Genomic DNA, 25,523 nt, shown 5'->3' on the forward strand with positions numbered 1-25,523 from the left:
GGTGGCAGACCGGAAGACTGCTTGACCGTCGGCGCCTGCGGGAGATAGTGCGGCGCACCAGCAAGGAGTGAACCAATGGCCAAGTCCCCCGTCCGCATCGCCGTCACCGGCGCCGCCGGCCAGATTGCCTACGCGCTTGTTTTCCGCATTGCCAGCGGCGCGCTGCTCGGTCCCGACCAGCCGGTCATCCTCCACCTGCTCGACCTGCCGCAGATGCAGGGCGCGCTCGGCGGCGTGATGATGGAACTCGACGATTGCGCGTTCCCGCTCCTCGCCGGGATGGTCGCGACCGACGACCCCAAGGTTGCCTTCAAGGATATCGACATTGCCTTCCTCGTCGGTGCGCGGCCGCGCAGCAAGGGGATGGAGCGCAAGGACCTGCTCGGCGCCAATGCCGAGATCTTCACCGTCCAGGGCCGCGCGCTCAACGAGGCGGCGAAGCGCTCCGTTCGCGTCCTCGTGGTCGGCAATCCGGCGAATACCAACGCCTATATCGCGATGAAATCCGCACCGGACCTCTCGCCGGACTGCTTCTCGGCGATGATCCGGCTCGACCACAATCGCGCCGCCTCGATGCTCGCCGCCAAGGCGGGCGTGAATGTCGGGGATGTCGGCAAGCTGATCGTCTGGGGCAACCATTCGCCGACGATGTATCCGGACTACCGGTTCGCCGAGGCGGGTGGCCGCAAGCTCGCCGAAATCGTCAACGACGAGGCGTGGAATCGCGATGTGTTCATTCCCACCATCGGCAAGCGTGGCGCTGCCGTGATCGAGGCGCGCGGCGCTTCCTCCGCTGCCTCGGCCGCGAATGCCGCGATCGATCAGGTGCGTGACTGGGTCGTCGGCTCCAACGGCCGTTGGGTGTCGATGGCGATCGCGTCGGACGGCAGCTATGGCGTTCCCGAAGGCATCATGTTCGGTGTGCCCGTGACCACGCAGAACGGTGTCGTGACCCGCATCCAGAATCTCGAGATCGATGCCTTCGCCCAGTCGCGGCTCGACATCACGCTGAACGAACTCAAGGAAGAGCGCGAGGCGATCGCGCACCTGCTGGGCTGATTGTGGCTGGAACACTTTCTGGTCCTTTTGGATCGGAAAGTGCTCCATCATATTGATAAAAAATCATCTTTATCCGACCATACAATTCCATCTGATCGGACAACACTCAAGGGCCCCGGCGCGTGCCGGGGCCTTCCCGCGCAGGCTCAGACGGTGAACTGCTCGCGAATGATCCGTTCCGACAGGGCCCGATCGGGGTCGGACAGGATGCGGGCACGAACCGATCGATCCTCGCTCGCCGCCACCGAAATCACCCGCCGGACCTCGGTGAAGTCGGCAACGGCCGCCACCGGCCGTTTTTCGGATTCGAGGATCTCGAACAGGATTTCACTATCCGAGGGCAGCAGCGCACCGCGCCAGCGCCGCGGCCGGAACGCCGAGATCGGCGTCAGCGGCAAGAGGTTGGCCGAAAGCGGCACGATCGGTCCGTGCGCCGAAAGGTTGTAGGCTGTCGATCCCGCGGGGGTCGATACCAGCACGCCGTCACAGATCAACTCGGCGAGACGCACTCTGCCATCGATCGTGATCCGGATTTTCGCTGCCTGCCGCAATTGCCGCAGCAGACTCACCTCGTTGAACGCGAGCGCCTCTTCGACAGCCCCTGTCGAGGTGATCGCATGCATGCGAAGCGGGTGGATATCGTTGCATTGGGCGCGGGCGATGCGCGCCGGCAGGTCGGCCTCGGCGAAGTCGTTCATGAGGAAGCCGACCGAGCCACAATTCATGCCATATACCGGAAGCTCGCGTTCCAGCATGCTGTGCATCGTCTCCAGCATCAGCCCGTCGCCGCCGAGGGCAACGACGACTTCGGCTTGATCAGGGGCCGCATCGCCGTAGAGTGCGACCAGCCGCTCGCGCGCAGCGAGGGCCTGGTCGGTTGACGCGGCCGCGAAATGAATGCGGGTCAAGCGAGCTTGCGATGCTGGAGAACCGGCATGTCGCGCCGCACCCGTGCCGTCCGGGTGGGGTCGATGCGTGCCGTGGCGAAGCCCGGCCCATCGGAAACGCGGCTGACGACACCGCCCCACGGATCGGCGATCAACGCGTTGCCGTAGGTGAAGCGCGTCTCGCCGCGTCCATCGCGATGCGGCCCGACGCAGGCCGCCGCAGCGATCCAGCACTGGGTCTCGATCGCGCGGGCACGCAGCAACACCTCCCAGTGATCCTTCCCGGTTTGCAGGGTGAAGGCGGAGGGGACCATGATCAGGTCGGCACCGGCGCGGCGCAAGGCGAGGTAGAGTTCGGGAAAGCGCATGTCATAGCAGATCGACAGCCCCACCGTCAGACCGCCGATCCGGCAGGTCACGACGGCATCGCCGGCGCCATAGGTCGCACTTTCGCGGTAGCCGAGCCCATCCGGCGTGGTGATGTCGAACAGGTGGATCTTGCGATAGCGCGCGATCTCCCGCCCATCGGGGTCGAAGACGAGCGTGGTGTTGTAGAGCCGGTCGTCCCCCTGTTCCCCGATCGACCCGCCATGCACATGAAGGCGGTGCCGCCGGGCGGTCTCGCGCAGGAATTCATAGGCCGGCCCGCCGGCGGCATCCGATCCGGAAGGCGGCAACGCCTCGGCGGCCTGCATCTTTGCCGCCCGGTCGCCGCCGAGACAGCTCCAGACCTCCGGCAACGACACGAGGCCGGGCCGGTCAGCGGCGACGGCGGCATCGATCAACCCCTGTGCCTGGGCGATGTTGGCGGCCTTGTCGGCGCCCGGCGACATTTGAATGACGGAGAGTCGAAGCGTATCTTCCTGCATGGGCGTATCGTGCGCCAGGTGCAGTGAGCAGGCAAGCGGACTATTCGGCCGCCCGCCGCGCGGCAAAATGGGCAGAGAGACGCTCCACGGCCTCGTCCAGAACCGCCTCGCGCTTGCAGAAGGCAAAGCGCGCATAATGGCGGGGCGCTTCGCCGGGGTAGAATGCGGAGACAGGAATGGCCGCCACCTTCGCGTGTTCGGTGATGTGCCGGCAGAAATCCGCATCGTCGCCGTTGAAGCCGAGGGGCGCGAAGTCGGCCGTCACGAAATAGGAGCCATGGCTCGGGAGCACGCCGAAGCCGATCCGCCGCAACCCGTCCGACAGCCGGTCGCGCTTCGCCGCGAGATCCGAGGCGAGCGACGCGAAATAGGCATCGTCCTTGGCGAGCCCGACCGCCACCGCGCGTTGCAGGTTGGGCGGCGTGGTGAAGGTAAGGTTCTGGTGCGCCCGCGCAATCACCCCCGCGAGCCGCGCCGGCGCCGTGACGTAGCCAATCTTCCAGCCGGTCAGGCTGAACGTCTTGCCCGCACTGCCGATGCGCACGCAACGCTCCCGCAGGCCCGGCAGGCTCATCAGCGGGATGTGCTTCAACCCATCGAAAATCAGATGCTCATACACCTCGTCGCAAACCGCATAACAGTCATGCTTCACCAAAAGATCAGCGATGAATTCCAGCTCATCGCGGGTGAAGACCTTGCCGGTCGGGTTCATCGGCGAGTTGAGCAGCAGCAGCTTGGTCTTGGGGCCGAAGGCTGCCGCCAGTTCGGCGCGCGGCAGCGCCCAGTCGGGCGGATTGAGCCGCACCAGCCTCGCGGTAGCGCCCACGAGCTGCACCACCGGCAGGTAGGTATCGTAGAGAGGTTCGATCAACACGACCTCATCGCCCGGATTGAGCAGGGCAAGCAGGCTGGCGGTGATCGCCTCGGTCGCACCCGAGGTCACGACCACCTCCCGCGCCGGGTCGGCGTCGATCCCGTAAAAGCGTCGGTTCGCGGCGGCCACCGCCTCGCGCAATTCGACGACGCCGGTGAGCGGGGGATACTGGTTCCGTCCGTCCCTCAGGGCCGAGGCTGCCGCCTCGATCACGTCGGACGGGCCATCCGTATCGGGAAAGCCCTGGCCGAGATTGATCGCCCCGTGCTCCACGGCCAGGGCGGACATCACCGTGAAGATGGTCGTGCCGATATTGTCGAGCAGTTGGTTTGGCGATTTCACGCGGGTCTCTCCAGAATGACGGATTTCGCACTATCGCGGCGCGGGGCCGAAGGGCAAGGGGTTTTGCGGGGCAGGCTTGATTTGCAGGCAATAACTGCCGTTTATTTAGGCATGGATCATGCCGCCCTTGTAGGCAATGGACGCGGCATTGTTTTTATCCACGACTGGCATGATGCATGCACCATTGGCATGATATCTGCAAAGCAGGTTTTGCCGGCCGGTGCGCGCACCAGCTCGCCGCGATCAACCGTAACAAGGAGGTGCCCGTCTCGGATCGGGCGTGAACCGGATGAAGAAAATCGAAGCGATCATAAAGCCGTTCAAGCTTGACGAGGTCAAGGAAGCCTTGCACGAGGTCGGGCTTCAGGGCATCACCGTCATGGAGGCGAAGGGATTTGGACGCCAGAAAGGCCATACCGAACTCTATCGCGGTGCTGAATATGTTGTTGATTTTCTGCCGAAGGTGAAGATCGAGGTGATCTGCGAGGATGCCGTTGCCGAGCGCGCGATCGAAGCCATCACCAACGCCGCGCGTACCGGGCGGATCGGTGACGGCAAGATCTTCGTTTCCACGATCGAGGAAGTTATCCGTATCCGCACCGGTGAAAAGGGCGAAGCGGCGATCTGACCCTCTGTTTCAATCCATCCCTCAAACCCAACGAGAGCGGGTCCGCATGGGGCGGGCCCGCACAATGACCAGCAGTGAGGACGACAATGGCGAAGAAGCCCGCCGGTAGCGGCGATGCGATCAGCAAGGTGATGGCCATGATGAAGGAGAACGGGGTCGAATATGTCGACCTGCGGTTCACCGATCCGCGCGGCAAGTGGCACCACACCGCCCAGCACATCTCCACCATGGGCGAGGACGCCTTCCGCGACGGCATCATGTTCGATGGCTCGTCCATCGCCGGCTGGAAGGTCATCAACGAGAGCGACATGATCCTGATGCCGGATCCGGAAACCGCGGTGATGGATCCCTTCGCCGCGAAGCCGAGCCTGGTCATCTTCTGCGACATTCTCGAACCCTCGACCGGCCTTCCCTATTCGCGCGACCCGCGTTCAACCGCGAAAAAGGTGGAAGCCTACGTGCGGGCATCCGGCGTCGGCGATTCCATCCTGTTCGGCGCCGAAGCCGAATTCTTCATTTTCGATTCCGTCCGCTTCGGCACCGGCGGCAATTTCGGCACCTACCAGCTCGACAGCATCGAAGGCCCCGGCTCCTCGATGAAGGACTACCCGGAAGGCAATATGGGCCATCGCCCGGTGGTGAAGGGTGGCTATTTCCCGGTTCCCCCGGTCGACTCCGAGAGCGATCTGCGCGCCGAAATGCTCTCGACCATGGGCGAGATGGGCCTGCCGATCGAGAAGCACCACCACGAGGTGGCGCAGAGCCAGCACGAACTCGGCACGAAGTTCGGCACGCTGGTGCAGATGGCCGACCAGATGCAGATCTACAAATACTGCGTCCACAACGTCGCTCACAGCTACGGCAAGACCGCGACGTTCATGCCGAAGCCGATCTATGGCGACAACGGCTCGGGCATGCACACCCATCAGTCGATCTGGAAGAACGGCAAGCCGCTCTTCGCCGGCAATGGTTATGCCGATCTCTCCGAGCTCTGCCTGTACTACATCGGCGGCATCATCAAGCACGCCAAGGCGCTGAACGCCTTCACCAACCCGAGCACGAACAGCTACAAGCGACTGATTCCGGGCTTCGAGGCGCCGGTGCTGCTGGCCTACTCGTCGCGCAACCGCTCGGCCTCGTGCCGCATCCCCTACACCACCAACCCGAAGGCCAAGCGCGTCGAGGTCCGCTTCCCCGACCCGACCGCGAACCCCTATCTCGCCTTCGCGGCGATGGCGATGGCCGGGCTCGACGGCATCAAGAACAAGATCCATCCGGGCGACCCGATGGACAAGAACCTCTACGACCTGCCCCCCGAAGAACTTCAGGGTATTCCGACCGTCTGCGGCTCGCTCCGCGAGGCGCTGGAATCCCTTGCCGCCGATCATGACTTCCTGCTCGCCGGCGATGTCTTCAGCAAGGAACAGATCGAGAGCTACATCGCGCTGAAGTGGGAAGAGGTCTACCGCTTCGAGCACACGCCGCATCCGGTCGAGTTCGAGATGTATTACTCGGCCTGATCGACAACGACTGCACGTATCCAGAAGCCGGTCCGCACCTGCGGGCCGGCTTTTTCTTTGCCTGCATCCCGACCATGTATCGGCAGGCACACGTCCACATCCCGCGGAAGCCGGGCTCCCGCAGGGCGACAGCTGTTTCCCTATGTTCAGGTGAGGCTCTATTCTGTTGCGGCCACGTCCAGCAGAGTTGACGGACAGCCAGGCATCATCGCTAGAGCATCATCCGATCAGATGGAATCATCTGATCGGATAAAGATGCTCGACTTATCAATATGATAGAGCACTACATCCGATTAGATAAAGATGTTCGGTTTATCAATATGATAGAGCGCTACATCCGATCCAAAAGGATCAGAAAGTGCTCTGACGGGAGAGATACGCGGATGGGCACAGCAGTCCTGGTTCTCAACGCCGGTTCATCGAGCATCAAATTCGGCATGTTCGAGATCGAAAACGGCCTGTCGCGGCGTGCCCATGGCACCATCGAGCGGATCGGCGAGGCACCGCATTTCCAGGGATTCGACGCAGCCGGCCAGCTTGTGACCGAGCGCCGATGGGACGACGCGGCCACCATGACGCATGAAGACCTGCTGAAGCCATTGCTGGAATGGGCCGATACGCACCTCGCCGGCGACCGGCTTGCCGGCGTCGGCCACCGCATCGTGCATGGCGGCCGGGAGTTCGCCGCCCCCGTCAGGCTGGACGAGACCGTTGTCGCGGCGCTCGATACGCTCGTGCCGCTGGCGCCGCTGCACCAGCCTCATAATCTCGCACCTGTGCGCGCCATTGCGTGCCTGCGGCCTGGCCTTGCGCAAATCGGCTGCTTCGATACCGGCTTTCACTGCACGATGGGCGATGTCGCAACGCGCCTGCCCCTCCCCGCGCGCTACCACGAAGCCGGCGTGCGCCGATATGGGTTTCACGGTATTTCGTATGAATACATCGCCGGGGCGCTTGCCGCGGCAGCGCCTGCCCGCGCCGCCGGCAAGGTGATCGCCGCGCATCTCGGCAACGGGGCCAGCGCCTGCGCGATGCTGGAAGGCCGGTCGGTCGAGACCAGCATGGGTTTCACCGCGCTGGACGGGCTGATGATGGGAACCCGCCCCGGCACGATCGATCCTGGCGTGGTGCTTTACATGGCCGAGCAGGAAGGGCTTGCCCCAGCCGCGATCAGTCATTGCTTGTATCACGAATGCGGGCTGTTGGGCGTCTCGGGCGAGGCGTCCGACATGCGCACGCTGCTGGCGAGTTCACACCCCGACTCCCGTCTCGCGGTGGAGTTGTTCTGCCATCGCGCCGCCCGCGAGATCGCTGCGCTGACCATCGCTCTTGGCGGTCTCGAAACGCTTGTCTTTACTGCCGGCATCGGGGAGCACGCGCCGGAAATCCGCGCGAAGATCTGTACCCGACTGGGCCATTTCGGCATCATCATCGATGATGCCGCGAACCGGCGTCATGCGCCGGTCATTTCGGCGGCCTCCTCACCGGTCGAGGTGCGCGTGATCGCCACTGACGAGGAAGCCATGATCGCGCGCCATGCCGCAGCCCTGCTGCGTGGCTGACCAGCTCGATTGCCACCAAAACGTCATCCAACGCCGAACGCCTCTGGTCTAGAGCGTTCCGCGGCGGCTGCGGCCTGACGGGCGCGGCCGATTCATCCGTGGATCCGCGCGATACGCGGCCTGGCAACAAAGGAGTTCCTGAATGAAACGCGCATTCCTTCTGGCCTGCTCGGCGCTTGTCGCCGTCAGCGCCGCGGCCTTCGCCGCGAATGGCCAGGAAGTCGTCACCCAGCCTGCCGCTCATGGCATTGTCAGCACGATGATGGACAAGCCGCAGCCGGTGCTGAGCGACGCGGAAATGACCGCTCTGGTCCGCCGCAAGATCAAGTATGTGTTCGTGCTGTATCAGGAGAACCGCTCGTTCGACTCCTATTTCGGCACCTTCCCCGGCGCTGACGGGCTCTATTCGCAGCCGGCCGCGAAAACCCGCGGCTTCGTGCAGACGCTGATCAACACCGATGGCAGTGCTGCCACCATCTCGCCCTTCCGCATCGGGCCCAAGCAATATGCGTGGGACACTGACGACATCGACCATTCGCACGGCCGCATCGTTGCCAAGATGGACGTCACCGCCGGCAAGCCGCTGATGGACAAGTTCGCCGTCACCGAGGAGAAAAAATATTCGCCGACCGGCAATCCCTCGCTGAAGGCGAAGCAGTTCGGCGAACTCGCGATGGCCTACGAGGATTGCGACACGGTGCCCTTCCTCTGGCGCTACGCCGACCGGTTCGTGCTGTTCGACCATGTCTTTCAGGACATTGCCGGCCCCTCGACGCCCGGCAACCTGTCGATCTTCGCCGCGCAGACCGGCCTGACCCAGTGGGCGCTACACCCGAGCGAGGCGACCGGAACCTACAAGGGCGGACCGACGGCCACGAATGCTGCCGGCGGCAAGATTTCCGAGGCAGGCGCCGGCGTGCCGGTCGTCACCGATGATGATCCGCTCTGGGGCTCACCGCTCGATCCGCACAAAGCGGTGCCGGTCAATCCGCACGACTTCGCCAGCCCGCACGGCACGCATGTGCAGATCAACCAGACCTATGCCTCGCTGGCGCTGACCACCGCAGGAAAGGCCATCAAGGGCGAAACCGCGCGCGACACCGCTCCGGATACCGATCTGGCGGACGTCCGGCAGGATGTTGCCTATCTCTCGGCACATGGCCAGAAGCCGGTCGGCTGGGGATGGTACGAAGAAGGCTATGGCAAGGATGCCGGCGACAAGCATGCCGGCCCCACCGACGCCCAGGGCATGCATGCAGCCTACATCACCCATCATAACGGCCCGCAATATTTCGGATACGTCGCCAACAACCCGGCCGAGCGCGATCACCTGCACGGCGCATCGGCGTTCTATACTGCGCTGCGGACCTCAACCCTGCCGGCTTCGGGCGGCGTCTTCTATCTCAAGGGCGGCTTCCGCAACGACATGGGCCTGACCCCGGACAACCCTGACGCCAAGGCCCGCAAGAACTTCGTCGGCGACGATGATCATCCCGCCTATTCGGATGCCCAGATCAGCGAGGCGTTTGTCGCCCGTGCGGTCAACGCGATCGCCAGCAGCAAATACTGGAAGCACGCGGCGATCATCATCACCTGGGACGACTCCGAAGGAGATTACGACCATGTGCCGCCGCCGGTGGTCATCGAAGGGCCGGATCACAAGCCGCTCACCTTCGGCCCGCGCGTGCCGCTCATCGTCATTTCGCCCTATGCGCGGGTTCATCAGATCTCGCACGCGGTGGGCAGCCAGGCATCGGTCGTGAAGTTCGTCGACAAGGTGTTCGGCCTGACGCCGCTCGCCCGCCTGCCGGACGAGATGAAAGGTCGCCGCCTTGGCCAGAAGGAATTCGGCGAGGCCAATGTCGGTCCGGCAGACGCGATCACACCCGACACCTCTGACCTGATGAGCGCGTTCGACCCGGCACGGCTCGAAGGCAAGGCTCGTGCATTGCCGCCGGGTTACGCGATCATCCCCGCCCACGATCTCAAGACCCTGCCGCAATTCGGCGGCAACGGGTGCAAAGTGGATGGCATCGTGCCGACTGATATCGCCAAGGGAATCCATACAAAAATCCCGGCCGACTTCAATCCGCTGCCCAAGACCAATCCGTCCGCCTGAGCGCAAACTTTATCGCCAGGTTTTGTATTTGGAGCATCATCCGATCGGGCATCATCGTCCGATCGGATGAATTTTATGGACGGCTTGCCATATGACGAGTCACGGGGTGATAGTCTGGTTCCTTACCTTGGCCGGGGAGCCCCCTGATGAGCTATCACATCTCCAAAGTCACCGATCTCGGGTTCGATGACGCCGTTGCCGCGACGGTCGCAGCGCTGCGCGCCGAAGGCTTCGGTGTTCTTACCGACATCGACGTGGCGGCGACCATGCAGGTGAAACTCGGCACACCATTCCGGCCCTATCGGATTCTCGGCGCATGCAACCCCCGCATGGCGCACGAGGCGCTGAAACTTGAAGACAAGGTCGGCACCATGCTGCCCTGCAATGTCATCGTCCAGCAGCACGATGACGGTTCGGTCGAAGTTTCGGCGATCGACCCGGTGACCTCGATGCAAGGGATCGAGAACCCAGAGCTTGGCCGACTGGCCGGCACCGTGCGCGAGATGCTGCGCAGCGTGGTGAATCACATCGCCTGAATCCGGCATACACACATCGTGAGCTTTGACCTGCCCCGCCTGGGGATCGTGATCTTCACCTTCTTCTTTGCCGGCATCGTCAAGGGAATTCTCGGTCTCGGCATGCCGGTCATTACGATGGGGGTTCTGGGCGCCATAATCAGCCCAGCAGAGGCCGCATCGCTGCTGCTGGTGCCATCCTTCGTAACGAATATCTGGCAGTTTCTGAGCCATCGCGGCGCCGGGAAGGCGATCGCACGGTTCTGGCCGATGATGGCCGGCATCCTCATCGGCGCACCGCTCGGCGCCGGACTGATCACCGGTCATGACGCACGGCCCGCCGTCGTCGCCCTCGGCATCGTTCTCATGGTCTATGCGCTGCTGGGATTAATGCATCCCCGGCTGCGCCTGCCGCCCGGCGCTGAGCCGTGGGCAGGGCCGCTGGCCGGCCTCGGCGCCGGCTTGCTCGCCGGCGCGACCGGGGTATTCGCCATTCCCACCATTCCGTATATCGCCGCACTCGGACTTGAGCGGGACGCGCTGATCCAGGCGCTCGGGCTGATCTTTTCTGCGGCGTCCCTCGCACTCGGCGCCGGACTGGCGTGGCACGGCGCGCTCCCCGCAACCTCTCTGGAGATATCGGCCATCGCCCTCGTGCCGGCCCTCGCCGGGATGAAGCTCGGCACCCGACTACGACGCAAGGTTCACCCTGACCGCTTCCGCGCCCTGTTCCTTTACGGCCTGATCGCACTCAGCGCGTTCATCATCTGGCAAGCGATCTCGGGCGCTGCGTGACCTCAGCCGGATCACCGGCAGGTGCTCGATGATCCCCCCTGCCGGCGCGCCGTTCCAACATGTCGGCGAACGCGTCGAGGATGCGCTGAACGGCCTGATTGCGATAGGCAAACTCCGCCTCCCGCTCAGGATGAACCAGCATAGCGGCATTCGCCTCGAAGACGAGAACTCGCCCGTCTGGAAGGATGGAAAAATCGATACCGGCATAATCGAGATCGAGGCGGCGCCCCACCGCGCTGACCGCCTCGAACGCTGCGGAACCCAGCACTGTCACGGGATCGTCGAGAAACCGAGCTTCCTCGGCCCTCCGCGCGGGATCGAGATCCATCCCCGCGGTCCAGTAATGCACCATCCAGTGCGGCCCGATCGCGAGATGATAGGGATAGACCTGCCGATCGACGAAGATCATCCGGTATTTGCGATAATAGCCGTCATCGCTCCGATAATCGATGAAACGGCTGAGATATTTGTCGCCGGCTTCGTGTGACGCTGCCGTCAGCTGCTCCGCGGTCTCCACGCGACGCAATCCATGGCCGCCATGCGTTCCCACAGGCCGGACAAGCGCCGGCAAACCAATGCTGACGGGAATCTCGCCAGCCGCAACCCGCAGCACCGGCGGCACCACAAGACCGTCGATCCCCGCGAGCAGCGCCGGCAGCGACGTACGCCCGGTGCGCATCACCGCCTCGGGCCGGTTCATCACAGGAAGTCCACCGGCGAGAAACCCGATTGTCGCGCCATCCAGCGGCGGCATCAGTTCGGCCTCGCCGATCGCATTGAAAACGAGGTCGTGCGGCGGCAGGTGGGGCAGATGGTTCACAGGATGATCGATGAACCAGTCGGTCAGCGCGTAGCGGGCATTCGGCAGCAAATGCTCGATGGGCAGGCTGGCTTCGGCGAGGCAGGTGAGTACCAGCACGCGCAATGCGTCTTGTGGTCCCGGGCGGACAAATACAGGGCCATTCCGGAACGCGACCTCGCGGTGCGCCGCGGCCGATTCGGGCTCGCTTCCGGCCAGCAGCACGGCAAGCGTGCGATGGGCGTCGATCAGTTCGGGACTGCACCGCAGCGCCGCTCGGGCGGCGTCGATCGCGAGGGCATTCTGCCCGAGGCGGGCCCGTGCCGAAGCCAGATTGGCAAGCGCTCGCCCGCTCGGATCATCTGGCGCAGCGCGCGCGAACCAGGTGGTTGCCTCTTCAAGCCGCCCGAGTTCGGCAAGACAGTTTCCAAGCGCCACCAGCACCGGCGCCCCCGTCGCACCGGCAGAGATCGCGGCGGCGAAGCCCTGCACCGCGGGTTCGAACTTCCCCAGCGCACGCAAGGCTCGCGCATGCACAAGAAAGACGCCGGGATCTGCGGTATCGGTGGCCGCACCGGCAATGGCGCACGCCGCCTCAGGATCTCCTCCCTCCAGCAACGCCGTCGCATAGGCCGCGACGATGCCGGGCTGACGGGGATCGGCAGCATGGAGATCACGATAGATACCGATGAGGTCGATCGCTCCATCCGCTGCGGCAAAGTTCATAACAGGAGTTTGACACGGCAGAGTGAAGGCTCGGTTAATCTTTCAGGCAGATCACGCAAGCCCGAATGAGGCCGCGTTGCGGTAAAGCATATAGACCGCCACGGCGAAAACAAGCCCGGCAAAAATCCGGTTGAGCGCGTCGCGCCGCCCCGCGAGGTGGATCGCCAGGCGCGTGCCGAGGAGCCCGCCAATCACGCCCCCCAGGATGAACTCCACGGCAACGGCCCAGTTCACAAGGCCGGAGGCCGCATAATTTACCGCTGTGGTCAGCCCGAAACTGCCGACCGAGAGCAGCGAGGAGCCGATCGCGAAAATCATCGGCATCCCGGTCGAGAAGAGCAGGCCAGGAACGATCAGGAAGCCCCCGCCAATGCCGAAAAAACCCGACAGCACGCCGACCGCGAGTGCCGCAACCGCTACCGCCAGCAGTCCGGTCATGTTCAGCCGTTCAGGCTGCCCGGTCTCGCGGTCGGCCATCTTGCGGGGGCGAAGCATCACCAACCCCACCGCGATCATCAGGATCGCGAAAAGAAACAGCAGCTTCTTGCCATCAAACGTCTTGCCGAGGGTGGAACCGGCCGCGGCGCCGACAATGCCAAGCACCGCGAAAATGGCAGCACTCCGCCACCGCACATTGCCCTTGCGGGCGTGGCCGCCAAAATTCGCAAAGGCATTGGCCGAAACCGCGAGCGCACTAGTGCCGATCGCGACATGGGGTGCCAGGCCAATGACGTAAAGCATCAGCGGGGTCGCCAAGATCGAGCCACCCCCGCCGATCAGCCCCAGCGTGAAGCCAACAGCGCTGCCGGATACAAGGGCAAGAACCGTCTCGATCATGGAAAATCTCCCCTGGCGGGTTACGCCACAAGACATTCTTATTCGCGAATATGTCTAGCCCCTGATATATCAGATTTCAAGAATACACCCCGCAGCCGCTTCAGGGCCGAACGATGACGTATCCCTTGCCAGCAAGTTCCATCAGCCGCGGCACGCCATAAGGAACCTGCTGCGCCTTTGGGTTCAGCACCGGCACATGGCCGGTCTCGCGCTTCAGAGTCTCGATCGTGTTCATGCAAACGTCGAACTCGACATTCTGCGCGATCAGGCTGTCGACCTGCTGGCGCAGCGGTGAGTCGGCAAAGGTAATTTCCACGCCTGGGCCGAAAGCCACCACGATGATCGACGCCGTCTCGGGCCAGACCTTCAGCACCGCATTGGCGTTGTTGAGAACCTCACGCTGCTTGCTCATCACCGAATCCGAGAGCTGCAACGCCAGCAGATGGGTGGCAAAAGGATTGTTGACGGCAGCGCGGCTCACACCCATTGCCGCCGCCGCAACGCCAAGACCGCCGAACAGCCTCCGGCGCGAACTCATGGGACAGCGTAGCCCGGATTGCCGGCGAGCCCGAGCACCTTGACCCGGTTGGGCCGCGTCAGCTTCACCGTCTTCACCTGGCGCAGATGCCGGGCCACCACATCCCAGACCGGCGCGCCGGTCTGCGGCAGTGACACCGAGGCCCAACTCGCAACGGTGTATTGTTTCGCCGCCTCGACCTTGGTGCCATTATCAAGCTCCATCGCGGAAATCCGGTGGCCGATCGATTGCCCCGGCGCGCAGGCATAGTTCATGCCGCCAACCCGGATCATGTCTCCCCCCTGCTGATAATACGGGTTGGGATTGAAGAGATTGTCACAGACATCTTCCATCACCGCCTTGATCTCGGCGCCAGTCATGGTCTGCTTGTACACCATCGGATAGGTGATGGCCGTTTCCGCCAGCAGATCGCCCATCGTCAGCGCTCGGTCGCCAAGCACCGTATTGCCCCAGCGAAAGCCGGGCGAAAAGGCGATCTGCGCACCGGTTTCGGCCCGCAGCGCGTCCATGATCACCTGATCGACAGAGCCGTAGAAATTGTTGCGCCGGTAGAGCAGCGTTTCCGTCTCGGCCAGTTTTTCATCGAGCATCGCGCGGTGCGGCGCCTCCTGCGCTTCCACCGCCGCCACCACCGCCGCGTCCTGCTTCACCTGATCGGCATAGATCGGCAGCAGCCGATAATGCACGTCCCTCACCCGGCCTTTCGTGAGTTCGAGGTCGAGTATTGCGACGAACTTGCCCCCCGTTCCGGCATTGGTCACCAGTGTGATGCCGCCGGGATTCTTTACCGGAACCGGATGCGGCACCGCATCGTGCGTATGGCCGCCGAGAATGACGTCGATCCCGCGCACCTGCGAAGCGAGCTTGAGATCGACCGGCATGCCGTTATGCGAGAGCAGCAGCACGGCATCGACCTTCTGCACCGCGCGCAATTCATCGACAAGCTTCTGTATCCGGCCGGGATGGATGCCGAACCGCCAGTCCGGCGTGAACCTCCTCGGATGCGCGATCGGCACATAGGGAAAAGCCTGGCCGATCACGCCGACGCGATAACCGCCAAGCTCGCAGATGATAGAGGGCTGAAACACGCGGCCGGTCTTCTGGTCGAAGGCGGGCGCGCCCATCATCTGCGATTCCGCCGAGAGAAATACGTTCTGCGCGATGAAGCGGCCGTGCATTGCCTTGATGAGCGCCTCGATCCCGTCCTGCCCGTAGGTGAACTCCCAGTGCCCGGTCATCGCATCGATGCCCAAAAGGTTGCCGAGCGCCACCATGTTCTGGCCACGGGTGAGATTGGCAATCCCCGTGCCCTGGCAGAGATCGCCGCCATCGAGCAGGATCGAGCGGCCCGGTCCGGCACCGGCGCGCAGATTGTCGATCACCGTCTTGAGGCTGGCGAACCCGCCAAGCCGCCCGTAGCGGTGCGCCAACGCCTCGAAATCGAGGAAGGTGAAGGCATGCGCATCCCGTGTGCCGGGTTTCATGTGATAAAAATCGAGGAAGGCAGCGCCAACCAGATGCGGCGGCTGCCCTGCTGCGCGACCAACCCCGATATTCTGCGTTGGCTCACGAAAATGCACCGGCCTTGCATTCGCATGCGTGTCGGTCTGGTGGATGATGCGGACATCGCCGCTCATCTTCACGTCATAAGGATCGGCGGCCGACCAGGCGAGCCGCGGCAGCAGCGATGTGCTGGCCGCAGCGGTGAGAAGAGCGCGTCGTGCAATCGTCATCCATTCGGTCTCCGCCTGGCCGGCTTAGAGCGCTGTCCGATCCTGATGGATCGGATGATGCTCTAGCGCGTTACTGCATTCCGCCAGAGGCGCTTCTGGCTGCGCGCCTGGGCAATCGAAGCGGCGGCCAGCGCCGCGGCCCGTTTGGCCGTTGCCTCGGCCTTCGCGTAATCGCCGGCAGCCTCGGCCGCCTTGGCTGCCTTGAATGAAGCGACCGTCGGCGTCCACTGGTCATCCAGCGTCGCGGCGGTCTTCATCTTCGCCGCCGCCGCGGCGATCGCCCGCGCTGCACCGTCCTTCCCGGCGGCATGGGCATGGGCAACGCCAAGACAAAAAGTCGCAGCAACCAGCACACAATTTATCCGTTTCATGATCGCGCCCCCGGGCCCGCGATCGGCAGGCCGTTGCTCATGTACGTGAGGAAATAGGCAAGGTCCCGATACGCCGCCGAATCCGGCTTCGCCGGCACCGAACGCACCTTCCTGTTGCAGCCGATGAACCGCCGCACCAGCGTGCCGACATCGCCCCATTTCGAACGATAGACGGGGAAAGAAGCCGTGATGCCAAGCGCCGGCGCGAGATACTGCCCCCGCAGCCGCTTGCCCGCTGCCTGCACATGGCAACTGGCGCAGGAAAAATTCAGCTGCCCCCTGCGGGAATAGAAATATTCCTTGCCCGCCTCATAGGCTGCAATGGCCCGCTTGTCGTTCGGAATAACGACATGGATCAGCTTGCCATCCGAGGTTGAGGTCATATAGGCGACGATATCGGCGAGTTCGCCCTTGGTCAGGCTGAGCGGCTTCAGCCCATGCCGCTTGCGGCATTCATTGATGGCGATGCCGATCGTGACGACCTTGCCGGTCTTTTCATCGAACTTCGGATAATCCTGTGCAATGCCGATCCCGCCCTGCGAAAAACACGAAGCATAGTCTGCACCATCGGGAAACTTCGTGCCGAATGCCGTCTTCCCGGCATCCACCGCGAAGGAATAGGGCGGGAATTCCAGTATCTGCTTCCACTGCGCCCGGTCATTGGCGCTGAAATTATAGGGCCCGTCGACGTAATTCTTCAGCGCGAGCATTGGAAAACGTGTCTGGAAATAGGCCTGGAACGCCTTCAGATCCGCCGCCGGCCCGGCCTTTGCAAGGGGCGCTGTACCAAGTGTCAGCGTTGCAAGAGCCACGATCATCGCCGATGTGCGTTGCATTGTCTGCTCCTCCCAGCCGCGCGCGCCGGCACAGAGGATGCCGACGCGCCTCGCTCACATGATTGACGCCGACATGTTGGCGGTTTCACCCTTGTTATCGACCCATGAAACCCCGATGGGATCGCCCGAGGCGCCGCCCTTGAAAGAGAATCTGATAAAGGGATTCTTGGAAACCGCGGGGCCCCAGAAGCCGCGCAGAACGAGCTTGCCCTTGTGGGTGAACTCGACGACCTCGATGTAATGCGGCGGAATGAGCTTGCCGTCCTTGCCCTTCACGAAGCCGGAATCCATCGGGTGCTTGATCAACGCCTCGACGGTCGTCACCCCGCCCGACGTGGTTGCGTGAACCAGAATCTGATGTGCCATCGTTCCTCTCCTCAGCCGCACCCGCCAAGCGTGACCTTCACCTGCTTCGACGTCGCGTAGAGCTTGCCGCCCGCCTTCACCGCCGCGACGACCTCCGTGGTACGGGCAAGTTTGAGGCGGCTCGAGATGGCCGGACTCGTGCCCTCCGGAATTTCATAGGCACAAGCCAGCGAGTACGGATTGTGCCGCGCCAGCAGGGCCGCACCGGTAATGGCGGTCTCGTTCGCATCGACGGAGATCGGCACCACGGCGCCATTTTCGGCGATATCCGGTGCCTCCATCTTCACCTGGTCGGTCGAAACCAGAGTGGAGCTGCCCCACAACGCCTTCAGCGCCGCATCGGGCACGGTCGCCTTGAAGGCCGCTTCGGGCCATAGCGAAGCCTTTGGCGCCGGCACCGAAGCGGCGGCGAGGCCGGAGCGCGGCATTGCCAGCGCCGCCGCGGCCCCTGCGGCGCCCAGCAGCACCGTCCGGCGTGCGGGCCCTGTCTTGCGTGGTTCGGTCATCATCGTGTGTTTCCCCATCTCTTGTCTGCTTCGGCGCAGTTCGGTCTTCATTTGGTGTAGAGAAAATCGATTACTTCGTTGATCTGTTTTGGTGTCAGAATCAGGTTCTTCCCGAAGGCGGGCATCACCGTCTGCGGATTTCGCGCCTGCTCGTCGAAGACGATCGCATAGAATGTCTTGCGATCGGGCATCATTGCCTTCACGTTCTTCAGCGTCGGGCCGACATTGCCCGGCTCCACCGCGCCGGCGAAACTGTGGCATGCGGCGCAGTTGCCGAGCGATTTCGTGGTGGCGATCGTCTCGCCGGCGGCAATCTGCTGCGGCGTGGCAGCCAGCGCGACAGCGGGCGACGCCGCGACGGCAAGGCCCAGCAGGATGGTGGCAGGCTTCATTTCACCCTCCTCATTTGCTGCTGCCCTTCATGTCGTCCACCGGGCCGGTGGTGCGCGGGGTCAGCCCCATCTTTGCCGCGCTCGAAGTGATCCTGACGGATCCGGGCGGCGCGCAGTTCTTCATGCAGGCCATATTATGTGTGACAGGACGCGGATCTTTCCAGTTGAACGAGTTGCGGTTGGGCATCTTCACCCGCGGTATGCTCTGCGCATCGGCGACGAATTTGGCGTTCACGATGCCGTTGAGGTTCAGGATGAAGGCAGTCAGCGCATAAGTCTGATCGGGCTTCAGCGTGTGCGGGGCATAGAACGGCATCGCGCGGTTGATGTAATCCCACAGCGTCGTCGCATAGGGCCAGTAGCTGCCCACCGTCTTCTGGGGGGCAGCGCCCGCCAGCGACCCGACGCCACCGGCAAGCGCCGGATAGCCGTGCGCACCCTCGCCGAAACCGCCATGGCACATTGCGCAATCGCTCGAAAAGAGCTTTTCGCCGGCAGCCACAGTGCCGCTACCCGGCGGCAGATTGGAGCCGTCGGGCGGCACGGCGATGGTCCAGCCGCCGATCTGCTGCATCGTCGGCGCGGTGCCGATGCCGTAATGGCCTGGCGGCGTCGCCGGCTTGTAATGCGTCAGCGCGCCATTGCCGGTGCCGAGATCGCGCCAAACCTCCAGCGTCGCCGCCGGCACGATTCCCTTGTAGGATGGCGCCGGTGCATCACCCGCGCGGGCCGCCGCAATCGCTGCGGCAAACCCGGTGACAGCAAGCAGAACCTTACGAGAGCTGGACATTGTTCACCGTCCCGTCGGCCAGCACCTGCCATGTCTGGATGGAGTTGTTCTCATAAACCGGATCACGCCCCCAGAATTTGTGTTTCTGTGCGATCGTGGGCTGAACATAACCGGTCTCGTCGGTCACGCGGGACTGGATGAGCGCCGGCTTGCCATCCCACCGCCAGTTGAAGGTGAACCGGGTGAGGCAGCGCGAGAGAACGGGTCCGTCCAGCGCGGCGCGATGATAGCTCACCCCGCCATCGAGCGAGACATCGACATGCTTCACCCGCCCGTTGCCGCTCCAGGCAAGGCCGTGGATCTGGTAAAAGCCGGGTCCGCCGGTCAGCGACCTTTCCGGGCAGGGGAAGGTGATGACCGATTTCGCATTCATCGCCCAGGTGAAGCCAAGCGATTTTCCATCGCCCAGCAATTCGCTGTACTCGCTGGTCTCCTCGCGGGTAATCCAGGGCTCGGACCCGACCTCGAGCTGGCGCAGCCATTTCACGTTCACGTTACCCTGCCAGCCCGGCACGACGAGCCGCACCGGATAGCCCTGCTCGGGGCGGATCGCCTCCCCGTTCTGCCCCCAGGCCACGATGCAGTCATCGAGGCATTTCACCATCGGCAGGGAGCGATCCATATGCGCGCCATCCGATCCGGTGGCGAGCACCCAGCGGCTGTCGGGCAGCAGCCCCGCCTCGTCGAGCAGGGTCGACAGCCGTACCCCCGTCCATTCGGCACACCCGATCATCCCGTGGGTAAACTGCAGCGAATTGAGCTGCGCCGCCGGCCATTCGGTTGCGCCATTGGCGGGGCACTCGATGAAATGGATGCGCGATACCGAGGGGTATCGCATCAGCTGGTCGAGCGTCAGCAGCAGCGGCCGCTTCACCCGGCCGGAGATCATCAGCCGGTAGTCCTTGGGGTCGATGCTGGGCCGGCCCGAATGGTAGCGCTCGAAGAACAGGCCATTCGGGGTGATGATTCCGTGATGGTCCTGCAAGGGCGTGAAGCTCGCATCCGCGTTCCTGGTTGGCGAAAGCCACGGCACGTAGCGACGGATGACGTTCTTTTCGAAGCGCGACGGCCTGCCGTAAGGGCGGGAGTCGACGCCCGCACCCAGCGCATTCGACCAGGCATTGTCAGCAGGCGGTGCGACCGTAGCCGCGCGAGCGCCGGTGGAAGCGGCTGTGGCGATCGCACCAAAAGCGGCGCCGAGCCTGAAAAGGCCCCTTCGATCGGTTTTGGACATTTCCCCTCGCAGCAGCAAAATTCTTCCTGATTGGGCGTCAGGAGCGATATTTTTCTGTCAAACCGACATTCATATAGTAAATCGAATATGTCAAACAGAAAATAAATATGGTGCAGGATCATGATCGCCATCCTCTCCTACATGCTGCTTTGGGCCAGCTTCGGCGCGGGGCACAGTTACCTGGCAGCGCCCGGCGGCCGGGCTTTGCTGTTGCAACTCGCCGGGCGCGGCGACCGCCTGGCCTATAACCTGATCGCCGCGGCACATCTCGCCCTGGTGCTGGCGATCGGCCGGCTCCTGTTCCCCGATCATGCCTTCAACCTGCCGCGCGAAATCATCCTGCCCGGCTGGATCGCGGCAGGTGCGGGCGCCATTGTCGTCGGGTTGGCAGGCCGGAACTACGATCTCGCCCGCTTTACCGGCCTTGCCCAGTTCCGGGCCGGCAAGCCCGACAGCGCCTCTCCGCCCGAACCACTGGCGATCGGGGGGATGAACAGGCTGGTGCGCCACCCCCTCTATCTCGGCCTGCTCCTGATCGTCTGGGGGCTTGCAACGTCGCCATTCCGCCTTGCCACCGCAGCCGCCGCAACGGTCTACCTTCTCATCGGCATCCGCTTCGAGGAACGAAACCTTCTGCGTCTCTACGGCGAGGCCTATCGAGACTACCGCGCCAAAGTGCCAATGCTGTTGCCGTTACTGCCAAAACGCCACTGAATTTACTTGACGCAAACGGCAATTGCCCCGACCCTGCCGCCCGAGGGAGGACCACCACCATGAACGTGACGACAAAGATCAATCCGCCTGATGGAATATCAGCCGAAGAATGGCAGATCCGCTGCGACCTTGCTGCGCTTTACCGGCTGGTCGCACATTTCCGGATGACCGATTTCATCTACACCCATATCAGCGCGCGCGTGCCCGGCCCGGAACATCATTTCCTCATAAATGACTACGGCGTGATGTTTCATGAGATGCGGGCCTCCGACCTCGTGAAGATCGACCTCCACGGCAACCGCGTCGAAACGCCGGGCATGTCGGCCAAACGCGTGAACCAGGCCGGCTTCACCATCCATTCCGCCATTCACATCGCCCGGCCCGACCTCGTCTGTGTCGTCCATACCCACACCGCCGCCGGCATCGCGATCGCAGCGCAGGAACAGGGGCTCCTGCCGATCAGCCAACATGCGATGAAATTCTATGGCCGCCTGTCCTATCATGGCTATGAGGGCATAGCACTCGACCTCGACGAGCGTGAGCGCATCGTGCACGATCTCGGCCAGAACAAGGCGATGATCCTGCGCAATCATGGACTTCTGGTGGGCGGGCGCAGCATTCCCGAAGCGTTCCACGAGATCTATTTCCTGGAGCGCGCCTGCCAGGCGCAGGTGGCCGCGATGTCGGGCGGCGCCAAGCTGGTAATCCCGCCACGCGAGGTTTGCGAGCATACCGCGGCCCAGTTCAACATGGACGAGGCAAACCGCATGGCCCATTACGAGATGGCATGGCAATCTGCCCTCCGTCTCATCGAAGGAAACGGCGACTACCGGAGCTAGAGCATTTTCCGATCCTGATGGATCGGATGTCGTGCTCTATCTTGTTGATAATTAGAGCATCTTTATCCGATCAGATGATTCCATCTGATCGGATGATGCTCTAAATCGTGCGGATTCGAAATCAAGCAGCAGCAGTGCTTACCCTTGCGGTCAGTGCGAAATACACGACACAAGACACCAGGGCGGAAACCGCAAACGAGATATCCCCAAACCCCGGATGAGTTGCCGCGAAACTTCCGACGAAGAGCGGATACTGGTTGAAGAACGGAACACTTGCGGCAATGCCGGCGATCCAGGCGGTAAATGCGGCATTGACCCCGCTTATCCGGCTGTGCCGGCGCGTGTAATGCGACAGCATCGTGACGGCGATCCAGGGGGCGGTCCAATATCCCAGGAAAAACAGAAAGCTCTCGTAGCTCTTGATGAAATGGGTGGCGGCAAGAACCGAGATCGCGGTGCCGATCGCGCCACTCAGCAGCGCGGCCTGATATTGCTTGAGCCGGAAACCGAGTGCCAGCGATGAAAGTGTCGCGGAGTATATGTTGATGATGTTGGCACTGATCGTGCCGACCACGATGGCAATGATCAGCGGCGCGTGGAACCAGTGCGGCATCCAGGGGGTGAACAGGTCCGACGGTTTCGAAAGTGCGACGGTTGCGCCGATCAGCGCCCCCAGTACTTCCATCCAGACGCAGGAAAGGAAGGTTGCCAGAAAGGCGTTGGTGAAGACGGCCCGACCGGTCACCGACCGGTCGCCAGTATGGTGAAGGTAGCGCGTGTAGTCGGACGAATAGGGAATCCAGCCGAGAACATAGGCGACGATGATCGAGGTGGTGAGGATAAAGGCACCGGACACACCACCGACATTCTTCAGCATTTTCGGGTTGGCGGGCGGCAGATGTCCGACATGGCCGGCAGCGAAGGCGGTGAGCACCAGAAAGATCGCCACCAGCAGGAAGAAGAAATATTTCTCCGCCGCATGGATGAGGTCATGACCGATCGCGGCGATCGCGACCTGGACCACGCACAGCGCAATGATGTTCGGGATCAGCCCGGTGCCGAGCATGTATTCGAGAGCATAGCCGCCGATGATGGTGTTGACGCCAAACCACGAGAAGCCGCCGAAGAAGTTCAGGAACGACGGCAACCGGTTGCCGAGGGGGCCAAACCATGCGGCGCCCTGGATCATCTGCGGCAAGCCGTATTCCACCCCGAAGGTCGAGAACATGCCCAGCAATACGGCGCCAATCAGGTTGCCGAGCAGGATTGCGGCGATTGCGTCGACCGCGGACAGGCCGAATACGCCGGTTGCCAGCGCGCCCGTGGTAATGGTTGCGAACTCCACGTTCGCGGCCATCCAGAGCCCGAACAGCGCGCGCGGGCTACCGCGGGTTTCGTCCGGAGTGACCTTGTCGATCCCTTTTGTCTCGACCGTGATTGTGCCCGCTTCGGCCATTCCCGCCTTGCCCCTGTTGTTTGTTCCTGTGCTTTCGGATGCAGCAAAAACCGTGCCTGTGTAAATAGGCTATGGCGGGCCAGGGATGGGCAAAATCAAGGCCAGCCTGCCCGTTCTGAAGGCAATCAGAGCCCCGCGCCGGGCAGCAGCACCCAGGCGGCCCCGGCGGCAATGGCGATGCCGTAGGGCAGAGCCGCCTTCCGGGCACGCCAGCGCTCGACCATCCACAGGCGGCGAAGCAACCCGGCACCGCGCGGGAGCGGCCGCAAAGGCAGGCGCACCATGCGCAAGGCCAGATAGGCGAGCGCCAGCACGCCACCGGCAAGGGCCGTCGCGAAGAGGAAACCGGGAAGGGCCAGAGGCGGAAAGCCGATGGCGAGCGCCACGATTAGCTTCACATCGCCTCCGCCGACCAGCCGGCGCAAATACAGCAGGAGCAGTACCAGAAACAGCGCCGCAGCCACAGCCAGGCTCACCGCCAGAGGCTGGATGCCATCGCGAAGGCGCAGCGCCATCCCCGCCAGGGCAAGCAGCATGGAAACGCCGTCAGGGATGCGGCGCAGCAGAAAATCCTGCCAGCAGGCGACCGCCAGCGGCACGAGCATCGCGATCTGCACCACATGATCCATTGAGGCTTCCAAGGCTTGCGCCCCGCCGGGGCTCATCCGGCACAGAGTGACAGGCCCGGACGAAGGATCGGTTAACGCGACACCCCGATCGCCAGCACGATCAACTCCTTCGTCTTGCGATCGAGCGCGCCGCTAGAGCACTTTCCGATCCTTTCGGATCTCCCCCTTCATCCCGACGCGCCGGCCAGCATCAACGCCACCGCACAGGAGGCAAGGCGGGTGCGGGCGTCATCCGCCCGGCTGGTGAGCACGATCGGGATGCGCGCGCCGACGACGACGCCGGCGGCATCGGCCCCGGCCAGGAAGGTGAGCTGCTTCGCGACCATGTTGCCCGCCTCGATATCCGGCACCAGCAGGATATCGGCCCGGCCGGCGACCGGCGACTCGATTCCCTTCTCGGCTGCGGCGCGCGCGTTCACCGCATTGTCGAAGGCCAGCGGACCATCGATGATGCCGCCGGTGATCTGCCCGCGCTGGCCCATCTTGCAGAGCGAAGCGGCATCGAGGGTGGACGGCATTGCGGGGTTCACCGTCTCCACCGCCGACAGAACGGCGAGGCGGGGCGTCTCGATCCCGATGGCGCGGGCAAGGTCGATCGCGTTCTGGGCAATATCGCGCTTGGTCGCGAGATCGGGGGCAATGTTGATCGCCGCATCGGTCACCAGCAACGGACGCGGATAGCTCGGCACGTCCATGACATAGACATGCGACAAACGCCGCCCGGTACGCAGGCCATTCTCGGCCAGCATCACCTCGTGCATCAGCTCGTCGGTGTGCAGCGCGCCCTTCATCAGCAGCTTCGCGGTGCCCTCGCGGACCAGTTCGACACCGCGCGCGGCAGCGGCGTGGCTGTGGGGAACCGGCTCGATCCGCAGATCCCCCAGATCGAGCCCGGCCTTTTCGGCGGCAGCACGGATCTTTGCCTCCGGCCCAACCAGGATGGGCACGATCAGCCCGGCCCGGGCCGCATCGAGCGCGCCGCGCAGGCTGACATCGTCGCAGGGATGCACCACGGCGGTGACCAGCGGGCCGCGCGCCCGCGCCTCGCCCAGCAGGATGTTGAACCGCTCGTGCCGGCTGAGCCGCACTTCTGGCAGCGGCATCGCCGGTCGCCGCACCTTCTCGGTCGGCGCGGCGACGAGGGCGGTACCGCGGAGCACTTCGGTACCCGACTGGTTGACCGCCGTGCAGGCGAGGGTGACCCGATGCCGCGCCGGCTCGAGCTCGGTCACCGTCACCGTTGCGGTGATCTCGTCCCCCGGCCCGACAGGGGCGCGAAACTGGAGGCTCTGGTCGAGATAGATCGTGCCAGGGCCGGGCAATTTCGTGCCGAGCACCGCAGAAATCAGCCCCGCCGTCCACATGCCATGGACGATGATATGGTGGAACACGTCACCGCGGGCATATTCGGGGTCGAGATGCGCCGGATTGATATCTCCAGAGATATAGGCGAACAGGGCTATGTCATCGGGCCGCAGGATGCGGCTCACGCTCGCGGTATCGCCCACCTTCAACTCGTCGAACACACGGTTCTCGATCATCGGCGCCGCGAGGGGAGCGGGCACCGGTCCGATATCGTTCATCTCG

26 protein-coding genes are annotated in these 25,523 nt (G+C 63.4%); 9 read left to right on the plus strand and 17 right to left on the minus strand.

All coding sequences use genetic code 11. From position 1 onward, the window contains the following. The first annotated feature begins 75 nt into the window (after positions 1–75). Complete coding sequence (locus HUW10_RS07845; protein WP_174502984.1) at positions 76–1,059, plus strand: malate dehydrogenase; 984 nt, start codon at positions 76–78, stop codon at positions 1,057–1,059. 146 nt (positions 1,060–1,205) lie between these two features. Here the strand turns inward: HUW10_RS07845 and HUW10_RS07850 are convergent, their stop codons facing one another. The 3 genes from HUW10_RS07850 to HUW10_RS07860 are packed head-to-tail and all read right to left on the minus strand — an operon-like array spanning position 1,206 to position 4,031. After that, positions 1,206–1,967, minus strand: coding sequence for an NAD kinase (locus HUW10_RS07850; RefSeq protein WP_174502985.1), 762 nt, complete (start codon positions 1,965–1,967; stop codon positions 1,206–1,208). After that, positions 1,964–2,815: a carbon-nitrogen hydrolase family protein gene (locus tag HUW10_RS07855; RefSeq protein ID WP_174502986.1), complete on the minus strand. Its 852-nt coding sequence runs from the start codon at positions 2,813–2,815 to the stop codon at positions 1,964–1,966. Before HUW10_RS07855 ends, HUW10_RS07850 begins: the two co-directional genes overlap by 4 nt. A 40-nt stretch (positions 2,816–2,855) precedes the next feature. Continuing rightward, a complete protein-coding gene (locus HUW10_RS07860; protein WP_174502987.1) occupies positions 2,856–4,031 on the minus strand; it encodes an aminotransferase in 1,176 nt (391 codons plus the stop codon). 289 nt (positions 4,032–4,320) lie between these two features. Here HUW10_RS07860 and HUW10_RS07865 point away from each other — a divergent pair, with 289 nt between their 5' ends. From HUW10_RS07865 to HUW10_RS07890, 6 genes are all read left to right on the plus strand, one after another. Beyond that, positions 4,321–4,659 (plus strand): P-II family nitrogen regulator, encoded by a 339-nt coding sequence (locus HUW10_RS07865; protein WP_012040513.1) that lies wholly within the window; start codon positions 4,321–4,323, stop codon positions 4,657–4,659. Positions 4,660–4,745: 86 nt separating this feature from the next. After that, positions 4,746–6,179 carry a type I glutamate--ammonia ligase gene (gene glnA, locus HUW10_RS07870; RefSeq protein ID WP_174502988.1) on the plus strand — a complete coding sequence of 478 codons (1,434 nt, stop codon included), beginning with the start codon at positions 4,746–4,748 and terminating at the stop codon, positions 6,177–6,179. Positions 6,180–6,562: 383 nt separating this feature from the next. Beyond that, positions 6,563–7,741 carry an acetate/propionate family kinase gene (locus HUW10_RS07875; protein WP_174502989.1) on the plus strand — a complete coding sequence of 393 codons (1,179 nt, stop codon included), beginning with the start codon at positions 6,563–6,565 and terminating at the stop codon, positions 7,739–7,741. A gap of 142 nt (positions 7,742–7,883) precedes the next feature. Continuing rightward, a complete protein-coding gene (locus HUW10_RS07880) occupies positions 7,884–9,860 on the plus strand; it encodes a phospholipase C (protein WP_174502990.1) in 1,977 nt (658 codons plus the stop codon). Positions 9,861–10,006: 146 nt separating this feature from the next. After that, positions 10,007–10,396 carry a DUF302 domain-containing protein gene (locus tag HUW10_RS07885; RefSeq protein ID WP_174502991.1) on the plus strand — a complete coding sequence of 130 codons (390 nt, stop codon included), beginning with the start codon at positions 10,007–10,009 and terminating at the stop codon, positions 10,394–10,396. Between the two features lie 18 nt (positions 10,397–10,414). Beyond that, a complete protein-coding gene (locus HUW10_RS07890; RefSeq protein ID WP_174502992.1) occupies positions 10,415–11,170 on the plus strand; it encodes a sulfite exporter TauE/SafE family protein in 756 nt (251 codons plus the stop codon). Here HUW10_RS07890 and HUW10_RS07895 read toward each other — a convergent pair. From HUW10_RS07895 to soxC, 11 genes are all read right to left on the minus strand, one after another. Further along, the gene (locus HUW10_RS07895; RefSeq protein WP_236656289.1) at positions 11,139–12,695 is read right to left on the minus strand and encodes a hypothetical protein; all 1,557 of its coding nucleotides are present in this window, start codon (positions 12,693–12,695) and stop codon (positions 11,139–11,141) included. The genes HUW10_RS07890 and HUW10_RS07895 overlap by 32 nt on opposite strands. 51 nt (positions 12,696–12,746) lie before the next feature. Then, positions 12,747–13,532, minus strand: coding sequence for a sulfite exporter TauE/SafE family protein (locus tag HUW10_RS07900; protein ID WP_174502993.1), 786 nt, complete (start codon positions 13,530–13,532; stop codon positions 12,747–12,749). A 100-nt stretch (positions 13,533–13,632) separates the two neighbouring features. After that, on the minus strand, positions 13,633–14,070 hold the full coding sequence (locus HUW10_RS07905) for a hypothetical protein (protein WP_174502994.1): 438 nt from the start codon (positions 14,068–14,070) through the stop codon (positions 13,633–13,635). Then, a complete protein-coding gene (soxB, locus tag HUW10_RS07910; RefSeq protein ID WP_174502995.1) occupies positions 14,067–15,803 on the minus strand; it encodes a thiosulfohydrolase SoxB in 1,737 nt (578 codons plus the stop codon). Before soxB ends, HUW10_RS07905 begins: the two co-directional genes overlap by 4 nt. Before the next feature lie 62 nt (positions 15,804–15,865). Continuing rightward, positions 15,866–16,156, minus strand: coding sequence for a hypothetical protein (locus HUW10_RS07915; protein WP_236656290.1), 291 nt, complete (start codon positions 16,154–16,156; stop codon positions 15,866–15,868). A 14-nt stretch (positions 16,157–16,170) separates the two neighbouring features. After that, positions 16,171–17,010 (minus strand): sulfur oxidation c-type cytochrome SoxA, encoded by an 840-nt coding sequence (soxA, locus tag HUW10_RS07920; protein ID WP_174502997.1) that lies wholly within the window; start codon positions 17,008–17,010, stop codon positions 16,171–16,173. 54 nt (positions 17,011–17,064) lie between these two features. Further along, complete coding sequence (gene soxZ, locus HUW10_RS07925; protein WP_174502998.1) at positions 17,065–17,376, minus strand: thiosulfate oxidation carrier complex protein SoxZ; 312 nt, start codon at positions 17,374–17,376, stop codon at positions 17,065–17,067. Between the two features lie 11 nt (positions 17,377–17,387). Next, positions 17,388–17,885, minus strand: a complete 498-nt coding sequence (soxY, locus tag HUW10_RS07930; RefSeq protein WP_174502999.1) for a thiosulfate oxidation carrier protein SoxY — start codon at positions 17,883–17,885, stop codon at positions 17,388–17,390. Between the two features lie 44 nt (positions 17,886–17,929). After that, the gene (soxX, locus tag HUW10_RS07935; protein ID WP_174503000.1) at positions 17,930–18,274 is read right to left on the minus strand and encodes a sulfur oxidation c-type cytochrome SoxX; all 345 of its coding nucleotides are present in this window, start codon (positions 18,272–18,274) and stop codon (positions 17,930–17,932) included. A gap of 10 nt (positions 18,275–18,284) precedes the next feature. Continuing rightward, entirely contained in the window at positions 18,285–19,064 is a 780-nt protein-coding gene (locus HUW10_RS07940) for a c-type cytochrome (RefSeq protein WP_174503001.1), read from the minus strand. Continuing rightward, positions 19,048–20,298: a sulfite dehydrogenase gene (gene soxC / locus HUW10_RS07945; RefSeq protein WP_174503002.1), complete on the minus strand. Its 1,251-nt coding sequence runs from the start codon at positions 20,296–20,298 to the stop codon at positions 19,048–19,050. Before soxC ends, HUW10_RS07940 begins: the two co-directional genes overlap by 17 nt. A 120-nt stretch (positions 20,299–20,418) precedes the next feature. On the opposite strand from soxC, the gene HUW10_RS07950 reads away from it, so the two are divergent. Further along, positions 20,419–21,012, plus strand: a complete 594-nt coding sequence (locus tag HUW10_RS07950) for an isoprenylcysteine carboxylmethyltransferase family protein (protein ID WP_174503003.1) — start codon at positions 20,419–20,421, stop codon at positions 21,010–21,012. A gap of 59 nt (positions 21,013–21,071) precedes the next feature. Further along, complete coding sequence (locus tag HUW10_RS07955; RefSeq protein ID WP_174503004.1) at positions 21,072–21,851, plus strand: class II aldolase/adducin family protein; 780 nt, start codon at positions 21,072–21,074, stop codon at positions 21,849–21,851. Between the two features lie 121 nt (positions 21,852–21,972). Here HUW10_RS07955 and HUW10_RS07960 read toward each other — a convergent pair whose 3' ends face one another. From HUW10_RS07960 to HUW10_RS07970, 3 genes are all read right to left on the minus strand, one after another. After that, a complete protein-coding gene (locus tag HUW10_RS07960; protein WP_174503005.1) occupies positions 21,973–23,307 on the minus strand; it encodes a cytosine permease in 1,335 nt (444 codons plus the stop codon). Positions 23,308–23,432: 125 nt separating this feature from the next. Continuing rightward, positions 23,433–23,936 carry a prepilin peptidase gene (locus HUW10_RS07965; RefSeq protein WP_174503006.1) on the minus strand — a complete coding sequence of 168 codons (504 nt, stop codon included), beginning with the start codon at positions 23,934–23,936 and terminating at the stop codon, positions 23,433–23,435. Between the two features lie 167 nt (positions 23,937–24,103). After that, positions 24,104–25,519 (minus strand): bifunctional enoyl-CoA hydratase/phosphate acetyltransferase, encoded by a 1,416-nt coding sequence (locus HUW10_RS07970; protein WP_174503007.1) that lies wholly within the window; start codon positions 25,517–25,519, stop codon positions 24,104–24,106. Positions 25,520–25,523 lie beyond the last annotated feature (4 nt).

It is taken from the genome of Acidiphilium sp. C61 (assembly GCF_905116885.1).
GTDB lineage: Bacteria > Pseudomonadota > Alphaproteobacteria > Acetobacterales > Acetobacteraceae > Acidiphilium.

Bases quoted from the DNA above. Each gene is read 5' to 3' on its own strand.
- HUW10_RS07865 (WP_012040513.1), top strand. From the start codon at position 4,321: ATGAAGAAAATCGAAGCGATCATAAAGCCGTTCAAGCTTGACGAGGTC.
- HUW10_RS07885 (WP_174502991.1), top strand. From the start codon at position 10,007: ATGAGCTATCACATCTCCAAAGTCACCGATCTCGGGTTCGATGACGCC.
- glnA (WP_174502988.1), top strand. From the start codon at position 4,746: ATGGCGAAGAAGCCCGCCGGTAGCGGCGATGCGATCAGCAAGGTGATG.
- soxY (WP_174502999.1), bottom strand. From the start codon at position 17,885: ATGATGACCGAACCACGCAAGACAGGGCCCGCACGCCGGACGGTGCTG.
- soxB (WP_174502995.1), bottom strand. From the start codon at position 15,803: ATGACGATTGCACGACGCGCTCTTCTCACCGCTGCGGCCAGCACATCG.
- HUW10_RS07905 (WP_174502994.1), bottom strand. From the start codon at position 14,070: ATGAGTTCGCGCCGGAGGCTGTTCGGCGGTCTTGGCGTTGCGGCGGCG.
- HUW10_RS07855 (WP_174502986.1), bottom strand. From the start codon at position 2,815: ATGCAGGAAGATACGCTTCGACTCTCCGTCATTCAAATGTCGCCGGGC.
- HUW10_RS07965 (WP_174503006.1), bottom strand. From the start codon at position 23,936: ATGGATCATGTGGTGCAGATCGCGATGCTCGTGCCGCTGGCGGTCGCC.
- HUW10_RS07895 (WP_236656289.1), bottom strand. From the start codon at position 12,695: ATGAACTTTGCCGCAGCGGATGGAGCGATCGACCTCATCGGTATCTAT.
- HUW10_RS07900 (WP_174502993.1), bottom strand. From the start codon at position 13,532: ATGATCGAGACGGTTCTTGCCCTTGTATCCGGCAGCGCTGTTGGCTTC.
- HUW10_RS07950 (WP_174503003.1), top strand. From the start codon at position 20,419: ATGATCGCCATCCTCTCCTACATGCTGCTTTGGGCCAGCTTCGGCGCG.
- HUW10_RS07880 (WP_174502990.1), top strand. From the start codon at position 7,884: ATGAAACGCGCATTCCTTCTGGCCTGCTCGGCGCTTGTCGCCGTCAGC.
- HUW10_RS07875 (WP_174502989.1), top strand. From the start codon at position 6,563: ATGGGCACAGCAGTCCTGGTTCTCAACGCCGGTTCATCGAGCATCAAA.
- soxZ (WP_174502998.1), bottom strand. From the start codon at position 17,376: ATGGCACATCAGATTCTGGTTCACGCAACCACGTCGGGCGGGGTGACG.
- soxC (WP_174503002.1), bottom strand. From the start codon at position 20,298: ATGTCCAAAACCGATCGAAGGGGCCTTTTCAGGCTCGGCGCCGCTTTT.
- HUW10_RS07845 (WP_174502984.1), top strand. From the start codon at position 76: ATGGCCAAGTCCCCCGTCCGCATCGCCGTCACCGGCGCCGCCGGCCAG.
- soxA (WP_174502997.1), bottom strand. From the start codon at position 17,010: ATGCAACGCACATCGGCGATGATCGTGGCTCTTGCAACGCTGACACTT.
- soxX (WP_174503000.1), bottom strand. From the start codon at position 18,274: ATGAAGCCTGCCACCATCCTGCTGGGCCTTGCCGTCGCGGCGTCGCCC.
- HUW10_RS07940 (WP_174503001.1), bottom strand. From the start codon at position 19,064: ATGTCCAGCTCTCGTAAGGTTCTGCTTGCTGTCACCGGGTTTGCCGCA.
- HUW10_RS07970 (WP_174503007.1), bottom strand. From the start codon at position 25,519: ATGAACGATATCGGACCGGTGCCCGCTCCCCTCGCGGCGCCGATGATC.
- HUW10_RS07960 (WP_174503005.1), bottom strand. From the start codon at position 23,307: ATGGCCGAAGCGGGCACAATCACGGTCGAGACAAAAGGGATCGACAAG.
- HUW10_RS07955 (WP_174503004.1), top strand. From the start codon at position 21,072: ATGAACGTGACGACAAAGATCAATCCGCCTGATGGAATATCAGCCGAA.